The sequence below is a fragment of the Vibrio sp. Vb2880 genome (assembly GCF_033337975.1).
GTDB classification, from domain to species: domain Bacteria; phylum Pseudomonadota; class Gammaproteobacteria; order Enterobacterales; family Vibrionaceae; genus Vibrio; species Vibrio alginolyticus.
In genome coordinates, this window is record NZ_JAWORT010000003.1 from 28,180 (window position 1) to 44,427 (window position 16,248).

General features: G+C 46.0%; 14 protein-coding genes and 2 pseudogenes. 10 read left to right on the forward strand and 6 right to left on the reverse strand.

Annotation, left to right across the window (positions count from 1 at the left end; translation table 11 throughout):
• Positions 1–114: 114 nt before the first annotated feature.
• The 8 genes from R7M92_RS04115 (at position 115) to R7M92_RS04150 (ending at position 8,976) form a co-directional block, all read left to right on the forward strand.
• The gene (locus R7M92_RS04115) at positions 115–915 is read left to right on the forward strand and encodes an ABC transporter ATP-binding protein (protein WP_318132771.1); all 801 of its coding nucleotides are present in this window, start codon (positions 115–117) and stop codon (positions 913–915) included.
• Positions 915–2,867 (forward strand): long-chain fatty acid--CoA ligase, encoded by a 1,953-nt coding sequence (locus R7M92_RS04120; protein ID WP_318132773.1) that lies wholly within the window; start codon positions 915–917, stop codon positions 2,865–2,867. Before R7M92_RS04115 ends, R7M92_RS04120 begins: the two co-directional genes overlap by 1 nt.
• Positions 2,867–3,760 (forward strand): branched-chain amino acid ABC transporter permease, encoded by an 894-nt coding sequence (locus tag R7M92_RS04125; protein WP_005373295.1) that lies wholly within the window; start codon positions 2,867–2,869, stop codon positions 3,758–3,760. The genes R7M92_RS04120 and R7M92_RS04125 overlap by 1 nt, the downstream gene beginning before the upstream one ends.
• A gap of 11 nt (positions 3,761–3,771) precedes the next feature.
• A complete protein-coding gene (locus R7M92_RS04130; protein ID WP_005382737.1) occupies positions 3,772–4,839 on the forward strand; it encodes a branched-chain amino acid ABC transporter permease in 1,068 nt (355 codons plus the stop codon).
• A 45-nt stretch (positions 4,840–4,884) separates the two neighbouring features.
• A complete protein-coding gene (locus tag R7M92_RS04135) occupies positions 4,885–6,129 on the forward strand; it encodes an ABC transporter substrate-binding protein (protein WP_132937151.1) in 1,245 nt (414 codons plus the stop codon).
• 80 nt (positions 6,130–6,209) lie between these two features.
• Complete coding sequence (locus R7M92_RS04140; protein WP_017633695.1) at positions 6,210–7,031, forward strand: ABC transporter ATP-binding protein; 822 nt, start codon at positions 6,210–6,212, stop codon at positions 7,029–7,031.
• 9 nt (positions 7,032–7,040) lie between these two features.
• Complete coding sequence (locus R7M92_RS04145) at positions 7,041–8,243, forward strand: phenylacetate--CoA ligase family protein (protein ID WP_213867643.1); 1,203 nt, start codon at positions 7,041–7,043, stop codon at positions 8,241–8,243.
• A 136-nt stretch (positions 8,244–8,379) separates the two neighbouring features.
• Entirely contained in the window at positions 8,380–8,976 is a 597-nt protein-coding gene (locus R7M92_RS04150) for a methyltransferase domain-containing protein (protein WP_085569108.1), read from the forward strand.
• A gap of 3 nt (positions 8,977–8,979) precedes the next feature.
• On the opposite strand, the gene R7M92_RS04155 is transcribed toward R7M92_RS04150, so the two are convergent.
• The 3 genes and pseudogenes from R7M92_RS04155 to R7M92_RS04165 form a co-directional block, all read right to left on the reverse strand.
• Complete coding sequence (locus R7M92_RS04155; RefSeq protein ID WP_318132775.1) at positions 8,980–9,456, reverse strand: hypothetical protein; 477 nt, start codon at positions 9,454–9,456, stop codon at positions 8,980–8,982.
• Between the two features lie 117 nt (positions 9,457–9,573).
• Positions 9,574–10,193, reverse strand: a pseudogene (locus R7M92_RS04160) (c-type cytochrome).
• Between the two features lie 76 nt (positions 10,194–10,269).
• Positions 10,270–10,493: pseudogene (locus R7M92_RS04165) on the reverse strand (molybdopterin containing oxidoreductase); the annotation flags it as partial.
• Between R7M92_RS04165 and R7M92_RS04170 the strand changes: the two are divergent.
• The gene (locus R7M92_RS04170; protein WP_226083206.1) at positions 10,478–10,786 is read left to right on the forward strand and encodes a TPMT family class I SAM-dependent methyltransferase; all 309 of its coding nucleotides are present in this window, start codon (positions 10,478–10,480) and stop codon (positions 10,784–10,786) included. The pseudogene R7M92_RS04165 and the gene R7M92_RS04170 overlap by 16 nt on opposite strands.
• 131 nt (positions 10,787–10,917) lie before the next feature.
• Entirely contained in the window at positions 10,918–12,831 is a 1,914-nt protein-coding gene (locus tag R7M92_RS04175; protein ID WP_318132779.1) for a BCCT family transporter, read from the forward strand.
• Between the two features lie 90 nt (positions 12,832–12,921).
• Here R7M92_RS04175 and R7M92_RS04180 read toward each other — a convergent pair whose 3' ends face one another.
• The 3 genes from R7M92_RS04180 to budA are packed head-to-tail and all read right to left on the reverse strand — an operon-like array spanning position 12,922 to position 16,195.
• Positions 12,922–13,680 carry an SDR family NAD(P)-dependent oxidoreductase gene (locus R7M92_RS04180; RefSeq protein WP_054574665.1) on the reverse strand — a complete coding sequence of 253 codons (759 nt, stop codon included), beginning with the start codon at positions 13,678–13,680 and terminating at the stop codon, positions 12,922–12,924.
• Complete coding sequence (gene alsS, locus R7M92_RS04185; protein WP_318132781.1) at positions 13,677–15,380, reverse strand: acetolactate synthase AlsS; 1,704 nt, start codon at positions 15,378–15,380, stop codon at positions 13,677–13,679. Before alsS ends, R7M92_RS04180 begins: the two co-directional genes overlap by 4 nt.
• Before the next feature lie 29 nt (positions 15,381–15,409).
• Complete coding sequence (gene budA / locus R7M92_RS04190) at positions 15,410–16,195, reverse strand: acetolactate decarboxylase (RefSeq protein ID WP_005382707.1); 786 nt, start codon at positions 16,193–16,195, stop codon at positions 15,410–15,412.
• Positions 16,196–16,248 lie beyond the last annotated feature (53 nt).

A 16,248-nucleotide genomic window follows, 5' to 3' on the forward strand; every position in this document is an offset into this window, starting at 1 on the left:
AAACTGAATACAAAGTTGATGCATAGGTGTAAAAGCGGTTACCAGTATCAAAGTTAGGTTTGATCAAATAGTGCTCAATGGAACGCACTTAAAATAACGAAAGGGAGATCAACTATGGTATCGGAATCGCCTCTGTTGCAGGTAAACGATATTTCATTGGCTTTTGGTGGGGTGAAAGCTTTAACTGACGTGAGCTTCCATGTGAATGAAAAGGAAATTTTTTCAATCATTGGTCCAAACGGTGCAGGTAAAACCTCAATGCTCAATTGCATCTCTGGTCGATACACACCAAACAAAGGCTCTGTAATCTTCGCTGGAGATGACGTAACTAAACGTACACCAAGCCAACGAGCTGAGTTAGGGCTGGGAAGAACCTTCCAAAACTTAGCGCTCTTTTCTCATATGTCGGTACTGGACAACATCATGGTTGGCCGACACCACCTACTAAAAAACAACTTCGTCACGGGGCCACTCTATTGGTTCTCTAATGCGCAGAAAGAAGAGATGGCGCACCGCAAATATGTGGAAGACGTGATCGATTTTCTAGAAATCCAGCACATCCGAAAAGCGATTGCAGGCACCCTATCTTACGGCTTACGTAAGCGTGTAGAGCTTGCTCGTGCCATTGCCTTAAAACCTAAGTTACTGCTGCTTGATGAACCAATGGCAGGTATGAACTTGGAAGAAAAGGAAGACATGGCACGTTACATCATGGATCTGAATGAAGAATTAGATATCACGATCATCATGATTGAGCACGACATGGGCGTGGTCATGGACATCTCTAATCGCGTTTTGGTTTTGGATTTCGGTAAACACATTGCTACGGGTGAGCCTGAAGAAGTGATGGCCAACCCACATGTGAAACAAGCGTACTTAGGCGAAGAGTTACCGACATTAGAGGAGAGTGCATAATGGCACAGCAACATAATGATTGGGCAGATATAACCCGCTTAGATACCTTTCCAAAAGTGTTGCAACACAATGCCAAGAACTGGCCCGAACAAGTCGCAATGCGTGAAAAGGAGTTTGGTATATGGCGAGAGTTCACTTGGAAGGATTATGAAAACCGCGTCAAGTGGATGGCACTGGCACTACGATATTTGGGTATTGGTGAGCAAGATGTCGTTGGTTTGCTAGGTGATAACCGCCCTGAATGGGTATGGGGCGAGTTAGCGGCACATGCGATCAAAGGTTTCTCGCTGGGCATCTATCAAGATTCTATGCACGAAGAGGTGGCGTACCTTATCAACTATGCAAAAGCAAAAGTCGTGATTGCCGAAGATGAAGAGCAATGCGACAAGCTGCTTGAGCTTGGTGATGAAATTCCTAGCGTTGAATACATTATTTACTGCGATCCTCGTGGAATGCGTAAATACGATGATCCAAGATTAATTGATGTTGAACAGGTCTACAAAAAAGGTCAGCTGATTGATAAAGCGGACCCAGACAAATATCTCAATATGGTTGTTGAAACCAAAGGCAGCGATCTTTCAATTCTTTGTACAACGTCGGGTACGACTTCTAAACCAAAATTGGCTCAGCTACACAGTGGCACGTTCTTGGATCACTGTGCGGCTTACTTGCGTGCAGACCCTCGTTCCCCAGGCGACAACTACGTTTCTGTTCTGCCTTTGCCTTGGATTATGGAGCAGGTTTACGTGGTTGGTCAGGCGTTGATTTCTCGTCAAATCGTTAACTTTGTGGAAGAACAAGAAACCATGATGTCCGACTTGCGTGAAATCGGTCCAAACTTTGTGCTGTTAGCGCCACGTGTGTGGGAAAACATTGTGGCAGACGTGTCTGCACGAATGATGGATTCGACACCGTTTAAGCAAAAGATGTACAAACTGGGCATGAGCTTAGCCAACAAAGCGTTAGAGCAGGGCAAACGTTCTAAACTCGCCGAATGGATTCTTTTGCGTGCTTTGCGAGACCGTTTAGGCTTTTCGAACCTAACATCTGCTGCAACGGGCGGCGCGGCGATGGGGCCTGACACTTTCCGTTACCTACAAGCTATTGGTGTGCCACTTAAGCAGCTTTATGGTCAGACCGAAATGTGTGGCGCATACACCGTGCACCAAGCGGATGATGTGGATTACGATTCCGTTGGTGTTGCGTTTGATAATGCAGAAGTGAAAGTCATCAACCCAGACAGCAATGGCGTTGGTGAAATCATCGCGAAAAGTACAGGCATGTTTACTGGCTACTTAAACAACCAAGCAGCATATGATGAAGATGTTCAAGATGGTTGGATGCACACAGGCGATGCGGGTTATTTTAAAGATTCCGGTCACTTGGTGGTGATTGATCGTCTGAAAGATATGTCGGAAACCAGCCATGGCGACCGTTATTCGCCACAGTTTATCGAAAACAAACTCAAGTTCTCGCCGTTTATTGCAGAAGCCGTGGTGGTAGGTAAAGGTCGACCTTGGCTGTCTGCCATCATCTGTATTCGCTATGCGATTGTCGCGAAGTGGGCAGAGCAACGCGGCTTGGCATTTACCAACTACACCAACTTATCTGCTCAACCAGAAGTGTACCAAGCGATTCGTGAAGAAGTTCAAAAAGTGAACGAATCCCTACCGGATGCACAGAAGATCAGTAAATTCATTCTACTTTACAAAGAGCTGGATGCCGACGATGGAGAGCTAACTCGCACACGTAAAGTACGCCGTGGTGTGGTTGCAGAGAAATACGGAGACATCATCGAAACCATCTACAGCGACGATCCAAAAGTCGATGTCGATACAGTGATCACTTATCAAGATGGCACCAAAACACGCATTCAAACGTCGCTAGTTATTGAAACGCTTATTGAGCATGAGCCAACACTAGTGGATAGCGAACAACGGAGGATCGCATAGTGAATACGGATTTATTACTGCAACTCGTCATTAATGGCGTGATCGTTGGCATGTTGTATGGCGTTGTCGCCATGTGCTTTGTATTGATTTACAAATCGACCCAGGTGGTCAACTTTGCTCAGGGTGAGTTCTTGTTGATTGGCGCATGGGTATGTTGGGCGGCATTGGTGCACCTACAGTTACCGTTTTTTATTGGCTTTTTACTCACGCTCGCGTTCATGATGATTTTTGGTATCGCCGTGCAAACCATTGTGCTCAGACCGTTGATTGGTGAACCGATTATCTCTGTGATCATGGTGACCATCGGTCTATCGATGTTTTTCCAAGCGCTGATGAAGTGGATATTCGGTGTCTCGGCTGTGTCGTACCCGCAAGTGTTCGAAACCAACGTGGTAAATATCGGAGGTTTGAATGTTGAGTTTGCTTACATTCTGAGCTTGATCTTCTCAATGCTCATCATGGGCGCGTTCTACTGGTTCTTCAAATTCAGCAAAATGGGTCTGGCAATGCGCGCAACGGCATTCAACCAGCAAGTAGCCCAGAGTCTTGGCATTTCCATCAAGAAAGTGTTCGCCATCAGTTGGGCCATTTCGGCAATGGTATCTGCAACAGCAGGGATTGTTATCGGTATCGTTAACGGCGTATCTGACGCGCTATCCATTATTGGTATCAAAGTTTTCCCAGCCGTTATTTTAGGTGGCTTAGATTCGGTAGTCGGCGCAATTGTCGGTGGTATTACCATCGGGGTGCTAGAAAACTTGGCTGAGTTTTTTGATAGCCAATACCTGCAAGTGGGTAACTTATACAACATCGCACCATTCTATGTGCTGTTAATCATTCTTGCCTTCAAGCCATATGGCCTGTTTGGTACCAAAGATATTGAGCGTATTTAAGGAGAAATAACATGGCTCAACTTAGCATGCGCCCATGTGGGGATTTTCGAACCACATACAAAAGCGATACGCCAATTTTTGAAACCAAAACCATCAGAAGCCTTGCGATTGCTGGTGTCATCGCCATGCTGGCAGCACCGCTGGTCTTGGATATTTACTTCCTAAACCTGTTTATTCAGATTGCATACCTCGGTATCGCAGCATTGGGCTTAAACATTTTGGTTGGTTTTACCGGACAAATCTCGCTAGGTCACGGTGCGTTCTTTGGCTTTGGCGCCTTTGCATCGGCTTGGCTAAATAACCAGTTTAATATTCCAGTTGTGTTTGCGATTCCGCTTGCGGGTTACTTAACCATGATTGTGGGGATGCTGTTTGGTCTGCCAGCGGCTCGAATTAAAGGTTTATATCTAGCCATCGCAACGTTGGCGGCGCAGTTTATTTTAGAGGACTTCTTTGCTCGCGCAGATTGGTTCAGTGGCGGCTCATACGGTGCAAGCGCGAACCCAATTAATTTGTTTGGCTTTGAGTTTACGACTGACGAAAGCTTCTTCTACATCGCTCTGTTTGCGCTGATCTTCATGTATATGTGGGCATCAAACTTAATCCGTTCTCGTGACGGTCGCGCGTTTGTCTCAGTACGAGATCACTATCTGTCAGCAGAGATCATGGGCATCAACCTAACCAAGTATCGTCTGCTCTCATTTGGAGTGTGTGCATTCTATGCGGGCATCGGGGGTGCACTCTACGGACATTATCTAGGGTTTGTATCAGCAGAAGGCTTCACCATCATGATGTCTATCCAGTTCTTGGCAATGATCATCATTGGTGGCTTGGGTTCAGTCAAAGGCACATTGATGGGGACGATATTTATCGTATTGCTGCCTGAAGTTTTGGAGTTTGGCGTAACGGGGCTTTCAGCGTTTGGTGATACCACCGCTTTCACTGATGGTCTGGCTTACTTCAAAGAAATGGCGATTGGTTTAGTCATCATGCTGTTCCTCATTTTCGAACCTCAAGGATTATCGCATCGCTGGCAACAGATTCGAGCATATTGGAAACACTATCCGTTCTCATATTAACGTGGAATTAAGTGGAATATACCTCAATAACAAGGACAACGAGTTATGAATAAAGGACATTTAGCGACAACGTTGGTGCTGTCATCTGCACTGTTTACTACCGCAACTTGGGCAAAAGATTCTGTGTTTGTCGGGCAATTAGTCGACTTTTCTGGACCAACTGCCTATGTGAGCAAGCCTTATGGTTCTGGCGTGCGAGACGCATTGCGTTGGATTAACCAAAACGGTGGCATTAACGGTACCGAGCTCGAATTTGAAACAGTAGACATGGCGTACAAAGTACCAGTGGCGATTTCTAACTATAAACGTTGGGTGGCGCGTAAAGACATGGTTGCGCTGCAAGGTTGGGGTACGGCGGATACCGAAGCACTTATTTCGTTTGTCACCAAAGACAAAGTGCCGGTGTTCTCTGCTTCTTACTCTGGTCACTTAACTGACCCAACCGGTAAAAACCCAAAAACCGCGAAACCAGCGCCTTATAACTTCTTTTATGGTGCGTCGTACTCAGATGCGTGCCGTGCGCTAGTTAAGTGGGCGAAAGAAGATTGGGAATCTAAGGGCAATCAAGGTGCGCCGAAATTTACGCACATTGGCGATAACCATCCATTCCCGAATGCGCCAAAAGAAGCGTGTGCAGAGTACGCTAAAGAGCTTGGTTTTGATGTGCAAAACCCAGTCGTTGTGTCACTAAAACCAGGGGACTTCAAAGCGCAATGTTTGTCGCTGAAAGAGTCAGGCACCAACTATGGTTACATTGCTAATATCGGTAGCTCGGTTATCTCACTAGTGAAGTCTTGTAACACGGTTGGGACAGAGTTCCAGTACATGGCAAACATTTGGGGCGGCGACAAGCCAGTGCTTGAAGCAGCAGGCGATGGCCTTAAAGATTACGTTTTCCCGGGTATGACGGCGTTTTGGGGAGATGATAATGAGGGCATGAAGCTGGTTCGTGAGATTTCTAAGCAGTCTGAATCAGAGCCGGGCGAATTCAGAACTCACCATTACATTCGCGGTATTTGTTCTGCGTTCTATATGAAAGAAGCAATGGAGTGGGCGAAAGACAACGGTGGTATCACAGGTGAAAACATCAAGAAGGGCATGTATGTCCATGACAACTGGGTACCACAAGGTTTAGAAGGTGTTTGTGTCCCTGCGAACTGGAAACCGGAAGATCACCGAGGCACAACAACCGTGAACGTCTTTATGGGCAACAACGATGGCGGCTCAGTTGATATTAAGAAAGTATCTCAGGTGACATTGTCACGTCGTGACGATTGGCTAGGTTACTAATCTACGACTTATTAATAACAAAGCTTACTGAAAATAAGGATGGGTGAGAGAACACTCTCACCCTAGCAAGGAGTAGCTTGATGGCTGAATTAGCAACGAATATCGAACCGGCAGAAATACTGCTTTCAGTGAACAACATTGAAGTCGTCTACGACGAAGTAATACTAGTACTTCGCGGTGTGAGTTTAGAAGTTCCAAAAGGGCAGATTGTGACCTTACTGGGCGCCAACGGTGCGGGTAAATCCACAACGTTGAAAGCCATTTCTGGTTTATTGAAAACCGAAGATGGTGAAGTGACGCGCGGCGAAATCAACTTCATGGGCGAGCGTATAGACAACAAAAGCCCGGAAGAGATCGTCCGTTCGGGCATCTTCCAAGTTATGGAAGGGCGCCGAATTGTTGAAGATATGACGGTAATAGAAAATCTTCGCTTAGGCGCTTATACACGCTCTGACAACGAAGTTGAACAAGACATCGAAATGGTGTTTGACTATTTCCCGCGACTCAAAGAGCGCACTGGCCTGGCGGGCTATTTGTCTGGCGGTGAGCAACAAATGTTAGCGATTGGCCGAGCGTTAATGGCTCGACCGAAGATGATTTTGTTGGACGAACCGTCTATGGGGCTTTCTCCACTGCTAGTTAAAGAAGTATTCAGCATTATTAACAAGATCAACAAAGAGCAAGGTATTACCATGCTTTTGGTTGAACAGAATGCCAACTTCGCTCTTCAAGCGGCCGATTACGGTTACATCATGGAATCAGGCAAAATCGTACTAGATGGCAGCAAGCACGAACTGCTAAACAATGAAGACGTAAAAGAATTCTACCTTGGCGGCGGCGATGAAGATCGCAAGAGCTTTAAGAATCTGAAATCTTACAAACGTCGTAAGCGTTGGTTGTAAGGAGCAAGGATGAACGAACTATTTGATGCGAAAGAATCGTTGTCTCTACAGGCGCGAGAAGAGTCGCTGTTTCAACGTTTGCCAGCACTGATTGAAAATTCGAAAGCCAATAGCGAACATTACGCGGCGCATTTTTCTGAGTTAGAGCCTACATTGGCAAACAATCGTGAAGGGCTTGCTCAGTTCCCGATTACACGTAAGTTCAATGTACCTAATCAGCAGCAACTTAAACCGCCGTTTGGTGGCTTAAATAGCGTTGCCATTGGTCAAATGGCGCGCGTATTCCAATCTCCTGGGCCGTTGTATGAGGCTCAAACGGATGAGGCCGATTTCTGGCGTATGGGGCGCGCGTTTCACGCTGCTGGGTTCTGTGCGGGTGATTTAGTGCATAACACGCTCTCTTACCATTTCTCTCCTGGCGGATTTATTATGGATGGTGGCGCAAGGGCTTGTGGCTGTGCGGTATTTCCGGCTGGAGTAGGCAATACCGAAGCGCAAATAGAGGCAATTAAACAGCTTCAACCTAATGGTTACACTGGCACACCTTCTTATTTGCTGACGTTGCTACAAAAGTACCAAGAGAAATACAATGAGCTGCCTAGCTTTGAGAAAGCTCTGGTCTCTGGTGAAGCGGTTACAGCAGACATGCAACAGATGTTTGAGGAAAAAGGCATTGCAGTCTTTCAAGCCTACGCAAGTGCAGAGCTTGGTTTGATTGCTTATCAAGTGTCTGGTGAACAAGGATTAGTGATTGCCGAAGATATTATTGTTGAAATCGTTGATCCTGATGGTGTTCCTGTACAACCGGGAGAAGTCGGTGAAGTCGTTGTAACGTCGCTCGATGAGAAGTTCCCGCTGATTCGCTACGCAACGGGAGATTTATCGGCATACCTAGAGACAAGTTCTGATTCTTCACGCACGAATGCACGAATTAAGGGCTGGATGGGACGAGCAGACTCCGCGGTGAAAGTAAAAGGGCTGTTTGTTTATCCGCATCAGATCCAAGAAGTCTGTCGTCGCCACGATATTAAAGGCTCCTTGAAAATTGAGCGCGATGGCTTCAACGATGCCATTACTTTCTGTTGTCATGATGTGCATGTATCAGCAGAGGACATTCAAGCAACACTCCAGTCTGTCACTAAACTGAAAGGCAATGTCCAGTTTGTACCGAACCAAGCGGAGCAGCCGTTAATCAATGATCTTCGCAGTTAACTCATTGGTGGCATAAGTGCAGTAGAAAGTGGTTGTCATAAAAAACTAACAACGTCAGACAAAAGGCTAGAAAAGGGATACCACATTGCGCTGCGTATCCCTTTATTTTTTACTACCGCAATCAGGGAGCGGGTAAATGAAACAGGCACCAATGATTAACACACAATTCTGGGATGATTTGTTTATCCGAGGCACTATGCCTTGGGATGCCCAATCGACACCTCAAGAACTCAAGGACTATCTCGACAATTCACTTCATGTAGGCCATTCAGTGTTTATTCCTGGGTGTGGTGCCGCTTATGAACTGAGCACTTTTATTCAATATGGGCATGACGTGATCGCGATGGATTACAGCCAAGAAGCGGTAAAAATGGCGCAATCAGCGTTAGGTAACTACAAAGATAAAGTCGTATTGGGTGATGTATTTAATGCCGATTTTTCTCAATCGTTTGATGTCATTTACGAGCGGGCCTTTCTCGCAGCACTACCGAGAGACATGTGGTCAGAATATTTCTCTATGGTGGATAAATTATTGCCAAGCGGAGGTTTTCTAATTGGTTTTTTCGTCATTGATGATAATTACCTATCACGCTTCCCTCCATTTTGTTTGCGAAGTGGGGAGTTGGAGGGTTATCTAGAACCGGCGTTTAAGCTTGTGGAATCCTCAGTGGTGGCAAACAGTGTTGAGGTTTTTAAAGGCAGAGAACAATGGATGGTGTGGCAGAAACGTTAGTCGTCACTGAGAATTCTTTAGAAAGTATTCGCGGAAACTGTCTGGTTCTTTTTTAATCGCTGAAAAGTAAGTCACAAATGTATGATATTTGGTCGATGCCATGAGCCAGAGAGCGATAATAGGAAAAAGTACAAAACTAACAAAAAAAAGTTTATGTTCATCTTCAAGAAGGAATAGGCCAAGAGCGTAAACAAGGAACTGAAAGTAAATATTGATTAAGTTGATTTCTGCCGCTTTAGGTTTGCCTCTAACAATCATCATGTTTGGGATAACAAGCAGTAGAGTCATGACCCCAGCAAAAGAAAAGTTTAGAGCCAAGAAAGTATCAGTAGTTAAGTGCTCAGACGACTGGTCAATCAATATTGCCAGCAACGTTACTGCCATGCCGCCTCCCATCATAATCAAGGTAATGACTGCCACGCCAACAAGAAAAACCCAAATAGAAAGGTAATGGTTGTCAAAAAACTCTTCTGCCTTCAATCTTTTAAACCTCATCGATACATACTGTGAAATAACAGAGGTTACTTCACTCTATTCCTGTTGAGGGGATACTCACACAGAAAGAATACGTATGTAAAATATCAATAAGCGTTAGTTTTAAAGGCGGGAGTTACCCCCATAATAGGTCGAAAGGTATTTCAGAATGGCTTCGCGATTATCACCCGGCAGTTCATCCATCCCTTGCTCTTCAATCATCCAGTCTAAGGTTTCATCTGATCGTTGGCGGCTTAGTCATTGTTGTGTGACCATGTGTAACGAATGACAGGCTGAGCAGACTGCCGCGACGAGTTCCATATTCTCTCCTGGCGCTAATATCCCATCACCAGCTGATTTGACCTCCATTTCAGATGAAGCAGTATTCCAATCTGGTGGCGTGTAGGGTTTTGGGTTGCTAGCCATGCAATGATTGCGGCTCGCGCACCCGGGTCTTTTACGCCGGGAAAGACCATGTTTGTGCCCGGAGCAAACTCCGGTGGTGACGCCAAAAAAAGCATCCAGTTTTTCTGCGTCCCATTGACCTTGATGCTGTTTGATGGCTTCGCTGTAATTGAAGCCTGTAAAGCCGGCAATATCACGCTCTGCTAAGCCCCAAAGAGGCAGCCTCACAAGCACTTCCTCCATTTTTCAAACTGGTGACAAGCTTTACACACCATCGCTTGCTGTTCGCCTGCGGCTATCAACTCGTCATTGTTTGCTAAGGCTGAGTAACTTAACAGCGCGAGAAAAGTAAACGAGAGCGGGAAAACCCGCTTATTTAAGGATGTTGCTTTCACTGTTATTCCCCCTTCATGTTTAACCCTTAACAATCAGCGCGATTCGGTGGAAGGTGTTGTTGAGGTAACCTTTCGGTTTCCATGTGATAGCAAAAGGTTGGCCCACCTCTTGGTCATCAGTCGCCTTTGCCCCAACTTCGTAGTAGCCCGCTGGGGGAATGTCACTTTGGCGTTGAACGTCTGCCAAGCGCTGTCATTGGCTGGGGCTGCGAGTTCGGCATCCATCCATGTTGCGCCAAAATCAATCCTTTCTCGCTGCACTACCGAGAGACCAGTGGCCAGATTACTTTGCTATGGTGGATAAATTGCTGACAAGAGACGGTTTGTTAATTGGTTGTTTCGTTATAGATGATGATTACCACTCTCGCTTCCCTCCATTTTGTTTGCGAAGTGGGGAGTTGGAGGGTTATCTAGAACCGACGTTTAAGCTTGTGGAATCCTCAGTGGTGGCAAACAGTGTTGAGGTTTTTAAAGGTAGGAGCGCTGGCTGGTGTGGCAGAAAAGTTGCCGTATTTAAACGCTATGGCATCAAATAATGAATACAAAATCAGCGTCACATAATGCATCTTTTAAAGACAATTATTCTTGTGGTAACGATAAGTGTTGTGAATTGGCGAAGTTGCGAGAAATGTGGATCATGTCCTTTGAAAATATAAGGATATATAATATGGACAAATCATTTTCTCTCATCGATAAGCCTACCTTCTTAGGCTCACTCTTTCTTTTACTCAGCGTCGTTATACCCTTAATTTTATTTCCCACACAAGGTGCGGATTGGATAGCTTCGGCCAAATTTTTCATGACCGATAAGCTTGGTGTGTTATACCTCGCACTGGGTATCGCAGCAATGTGTTTTATGATTTACACCGTGTTCAGCGATCTTGGCCAAATCAAACTTGGTGAAGCCGACGAGCAACCAGAATTTGGTAACGCCTCATGGGCTGCAATGCTATTTTGTGGAGGTATTGGCGCAAGTATTCTGTATTGGGGGTGTATCGAGTGGGCATACTACTATCAATCACCACCATTTCAGTTGGAAGCAGGCAGTGAAGAAGCCATTCGCTGGGCCGCGACTTATGGTCTGTTTCACTGGGGACCGATTGCTTGGTCAATTTACCTTATTCCTGCTCTGCCTATCGCTTACTTCTTTTATGTACGCAAACAACCTGTTTTGAAAATCTCTAGTGCGTTAATGCCTGTATTAGGAGAAAAGCGTGCAAACGGTGGTATTGGCAAGTTTATTGATGTGTTGTTTATTTTTGGTATGTTGGGTGGCGCGGCGACTACGCTTGGCTTAGCAGCGCCTCTTATCAATGGTGGTCTACATCATATCTTCGGTCTTCCAAACAATACCTTCAGCCAAGTGGCTGTATTACTTCTCTGTACTGCTATTTTTGGTTACTCCGCGTATGCAGGGCTTGAGAAGGGGATCAAATTCCTTAGTAACATTAACTTCTGGGGTGCGATGGGCTTGTTACTCTTTATACTTGCCGTTGGGCCAACCGTGTTCATGTTAGAAACGGGCTTAGATTCAATTGGTCGTATGTTGTCTAACTTCTTTGTTATGGCTACCTGGGCGGAGTCGTTTGGTGGTTATGGTGAGTTTACAGATACACACTTCCCGCAAGACTGGACTATTTTCTACTGGGCATGGTGGTTGGTCTTTGCTCCTTGTATGGGATTGTTTGTTGCGCGTATCTCGCGTGGAAGAACGATCAAACAGATGGTCGTAGGTTCTATATTTTACGGTTCTTTAGGTTGTTTCTTATTCTTCATTGTTTTAGGTAACTATGGTTTATCGTTGCAATTGACGGGTGAGCTTGATGTCATCGCAATCCTCAACGAATCAGGCGCGCCAGCGGCTATTTTTGCAACGTTAGACACATTACCGTTAGGGCCAATCGTTATTGGTGTTTTTACACTATTGTGTATCATTTTTACGGCGACTTCGTTTGACTCTATCTCGTACATTCTTGCGTCTGTGGTTCAAAATGATGTGACGGAAGAACCGATGCGCTGGAACCGTTTGTTCTGGGCGTTTACTTTGTCTTTTCTGCCAACCGTCCTAATGTTCATGGGAGGTTTATCGACATTACAAACCGCTGCGATCGTGGGAGGTTTACCATTGCTAGTTATCTCGGTGATGTTGATGGTGTCCTTTGTTCGCGCGGCGAGCCTAGATATTAAACATCAAGCAGAATACGAAGAGCCAACCATTAACATTGAAGAACTGCCGGAAATTGACCCTTGGTCAACAGAGGGAATGGCTTTGGCGAAATTTGAGCGCTTTAAAGACTTAGCTCAACAGGCGGCTGAAGAAGAGCGCGAAGCAATGGCGGCCCTGATGAGCATGCGTAAGAGAATTCGCGCATTTGCCTTAGAACACAGCTGTGAATCTGGGTTTTCGGACCATCATTTACCAGAAGAGATGCAAACAGAGCTACAGCAACTAACCGAAGCGCTTGAGTTGGCTCAAAAGAAGAAACAAGAACTGTCTGAGCAAGCCCAAGAATCTCGAATGGAATTTAATCATGTGTTATTAGGCGGCGCGTCGGCAGGTTTAGCAACATCGCAGGCTTAAGAACAGGCACACAAGAGCCGAGTACAAACTCGGCTCTTTTTTTGCGTGGATACCTTACAGTTAAAAATTCTGCTCAATCAGTGTTAATGCTTACACTATTTTAGGTTGACCATCTGATGCGGTGGCACCGCCGTCTACAGGTAGGTTTACGCCATTAATGAAAGATGCGTCATCACTTGCCAAGAAAGTCACGACGGACGCAATTTCTTCAGGTTCGGCGGCTCGGCCGAGCGCAATGCGCTCATTGAATTTATCGCGGATTTCCTGCGGCCAGCCGTTCGTCATGTTGGTTTTTACTAAGCTTGGGCATACGGCGTTAATTCTTACGCCCTCCGCACCATGGTCCAATGCCATCGCTCGGGTAAGGTTCACCACTGCGCCTTTACTCGCGCAATAGAATGCGGCACCCCAGTCGCCACCCAAACCGGAAACGGACGCAGTATTTACCATACAACCTTTCGTTTTTAAGAGTTCAGGTAACGCAAACTTCGCGCAATAAACAACACCATCAATGTTTACACCAGAGATTTTCTTCCAGTCTTCCACGCTACCTTCAATCACGGAACCAGGGACATGTACGCCAGCATTGTTTACTAAAATATCCAGTTTACCGAAACGGGTAACAACATCAGAAATCAGTGCTGCGACTTTTTCTGGGTCAGAAACATCAATAGAATGCGCAGACACACGCTGTTTATCAAAGCCCTCAACGGCGTTTGCCAACTGCTCTTCATTCCAATCGGCAAGAGCGACGTTTGCGCCTTCTTCATACAAACGTTTTGCGATGGCCAAACCAATGCCATTGGCAGAGCCAGTCACGAGTGCGACTTTATTTTTTAATCCTCTCATGCGATTTCTCCTTCGAAACTTACAAAAACGGGATCTTGATTTTTCTCTGTGCGCGGCAACATCAGTTTGTCGTTGTCGCTGTAATCTACGGGGATAGCCACCACTGCTGGCCCTTCAACGTCCATGGCTTTATTCAATGTCGGTAGCAATTCGTGTTGACTAGTCACTGCGAAGCCTTTCGCGCCAAATGATTCGGCGTAGGCCTTGAAATCAATTGGTCCAAATTTCACACCAGAGCAGCGCTGATATTTGTTGATCTCTTGCATTTCTACCATGTTGTAGGCGTTATCAACCCACACAATATGGACGATATTGCAGTTCAGTCTAACCGCGGTTTCTAACTCCATGCTCGATTGCATAAAACCGCCGTCTCCTGATATCGATACCACTTTGCTACCAGGTTTTAGTAGGCTGGCACCAATGGCCCATGGGAGTGCAACGCCCATTGTTTGTTGGCCGTTAGACACCAGCATTTGGCGAGCTCGAAAACAGCTCAAGTAACGAGCGATCCAGATGTGGAAGCTCCCCATATCAAGGCATAGCGTGGTATCCGGTGTGATGATAGATTGCATAGCTTTTATTAGCGCCAGTGGATGAAATCCTTGCTTGTTATAGACATTGGGATAGGTTTTGATCACTTGCCGTTGCAGTGCTACCTCTTCCAGTACTGAAAGTGCCGTTGGGGAAAGGCGAGCATATTCAGAGATATAGCTGCCCATCTTGTCTAATGACTGCGCAATGTTTCCGACGATTTCAACACAAGGCTGATAATTAAGTTGGTATTCTGCTGGTTCAATATCGAGGTGAATCACTGGGTTGCGGTGGCTGTTCCAAAGCTCAGGGTCATACTCTATTGGGCTAAAGCCGATGGTGAGAATTAAATCGGCGTCCCGCAGTAAAACATCGCCAGGTTGGTTATTAAACAAACCGACACGCCCAGCAAAGTGATGATAGTAATTGATGTCTACCGTGCCGGCGGCCTGGTAAGTGCCGACAACGGGTAGCTGCGTATTTTGAAGAAACCGAGCGATAGCAGCAGCGTTTTGACTGCGGCTCGCGTGAAGGCCAAGTAAAACCACACAGCGCTTTGCTTTACTGATTCGACTGACCGCTTCTTCGATTGCTGCGATGTCTGCGCAACCAGGCTGTGTGTAAGGCGAGGGGACAATAATGTCCGTTTGGGTTTCCTCGGATAAAACATCTTGGGGGAGACTCAAAAAGCAAGCCCCAGAGCGACCTGACTCTGCGATACGAAATGCGTTCGCCATGATCTCGCTTGCGGCGTCCACATGCTGCACTTCAGCACTGAACTTGGTTATAGAGCGAAAAATACTGACGGTATCCATGCTCTGGTGTGTTTGTTTTTGCTGGTCAGTTCGTTTCACCGCGCCACCGATAGCAATCAGCGGATCGCCTTCGGAGTTTGCTGTTGCCACCCCCGTAACTAGATTTCCACAGCCTGGGCCTGACGTAACCATTGTGACGCCTGCTTTACCGGTTAGTCTTCCCATAACGCCAGCCATAAACGCGCCGTTAGCCTCGTGACGTACCGGAATCATTTGGATGTTAGTGTCTTCAATCGCATCGAACAGTCGATCGATTTTTGCACCAGGAATACCGAAAATGTACTTAATGCCGAGAGACTCTAGCTGTTGAGCGATCAACTGAGCTCCATTTTTATTTGAAGGTTTGGATTGCATTTGTTGTCCTTATTATTTGCCTGACTTTGTTACTTTTCCGCCTTTTCTATGGCGGTATTTATATCTTCCGGAGCCAAATTGGCGTTGAGGAAGTCTGTCGATACTGGGGTATCAATCACTAGCCGTGAGACTTTGCCAATCTGGAGGAACCCTGACGAAATGCTGTAATCCTGGATATGACCACCTCCTTGGCGGTCATCGGTAATAAAGTGTTCGTGATAGCCGGGCACATTAATGCCAGTCGTGTATTTAGGACTGCGAAAGCCGGCGACCACGCCTTGCTTATGCGTGAAGCGGAATGTTGGTTGTTCTTTGACCACTTCAAGCATTGGCCGATAAGGGCGTGTTTGTTTAGGTACGGTACGAGTACGAACTGAATCGAAAACGCCATCAATGCGCACTGCGCAAAATAGGTTATCGCTTGGAACCATGTCGTCTATGAGGTTATGGACTTCATGACGTGACATGCGCGATGTCAGTGGCAGCTCGATATCAGGTTTAAAAAAAGTCATGACAGCAAAGGGCGTTTTTTGCGCCAGGTCTGCCGGGTTTGCGGAGCCATCCGACTTGAGTTGAAAAACTTCCTTATCAAAAGCAATCAACTCACCATCCAATTCATTGAACGTACCTAAACCAAAATCCCCATGTTTCAGCAGTTCTTCTATGGTTGTTGAACCTTCGTAAACTCCAGCGATCAAAGCACTCATTAACGAAGTCTGATAAATCTCACCATCTCCGGTAACGTGATGGTATTCAGAAAATTCTTTCGCTACTTCAAGCGAACAAGCACATAGAGGGTTATAAAATCCACGCATGAGTAAGACCAGTTATGCAATGAAGAGTATATTTAGATTGACTTCTACACGGC

Excerpts from the sequence above, each read along its gene's own strand:
- budA (WP_005382707.1), bottom strand. The coding sequence starts at position 16,195 with ATGCGTGGATTTTATAACCCTCTATGTGCTTGTTCGCTTGAAGTAGCG.
- R7M92_RS04175 (WP_318132779.1), top strand. The coding sequence starts at position 10,918 with ATGGACAAATCATTTTCTCTCATCGATAAGCCTACCTTCTTAGGCTCA.
- R7M92_RS04115 (WP_318132771.1), top strand. The coding sequence starts at position 115 with ATGGTATCGGAATCGCCTCTGTTGCAGGTAAACGATATTTCATTGGCT.
- R7M92_RS04120 (WP_318132773.1), top strand. The coding sequence starts at position 915 with ATGGCACAGCAACATAATGATTGGGCAGATATAACCCGCTTAGATACC.
- R7M92_RS04130 (WP_005382737.1), top strand. The coding sequence starts at position 3,772 with ATGGCTCAACTTAGCATGCGCCCATGTGGGGATTTTCGAACCACATAC.
- R7M92_RS04135 (WP_132937151.1), top strand. The coding sequence starts at position 4,885 with ATGAATAAAGGACATTTAGCGACAACGTTGGTGCTGTCATCTGCACTG.
- alsS (WP_318132781.1), bottom strand. The coding sequence starts at position 15,380 with ATGCAATCCAAACCTTCAAATAAAAATGGAGCTCAGTTGATCGCTCAA.
- R7M92_RS04180 (WP_054574665.1), bottom strand. The coding sequence starts at position 13,680 with ATGAGAGGATTAAAAAATAAAGTCGCACTCGTGACTGGCTCTGCCAAT.
- R7M92_RS04170 (WP_226083206.1), top strand. The coding sequence starts at position 10,478 with ATGTTGCGCCAAAATCAATCCTTTCTCGCTGCACTACCGAGAGACCAG.
- R7M92_RS04150 (WP_085569108.1), top strand. The coding sequence starts at position 8,380 with ATGAAACAGGCACCAATGATTAACACACAATTCTGGGATGATTTGTTT.
- R7M92_RS04140 (WP_017633695.1), top strand. The coding sequence starts at position 6,210 with ATGGCTGAATTAGCAACGAATATCGAACCGGCAGAAATACTGCTTTCA.
- R7M92_RS04145 (WP_213867643.1), top strand. The coding sequence starts at position 7,041 with ATGAACGAACTATTTGATGCGAAAGAATCGTTGTCTCTACAGGCGCGA.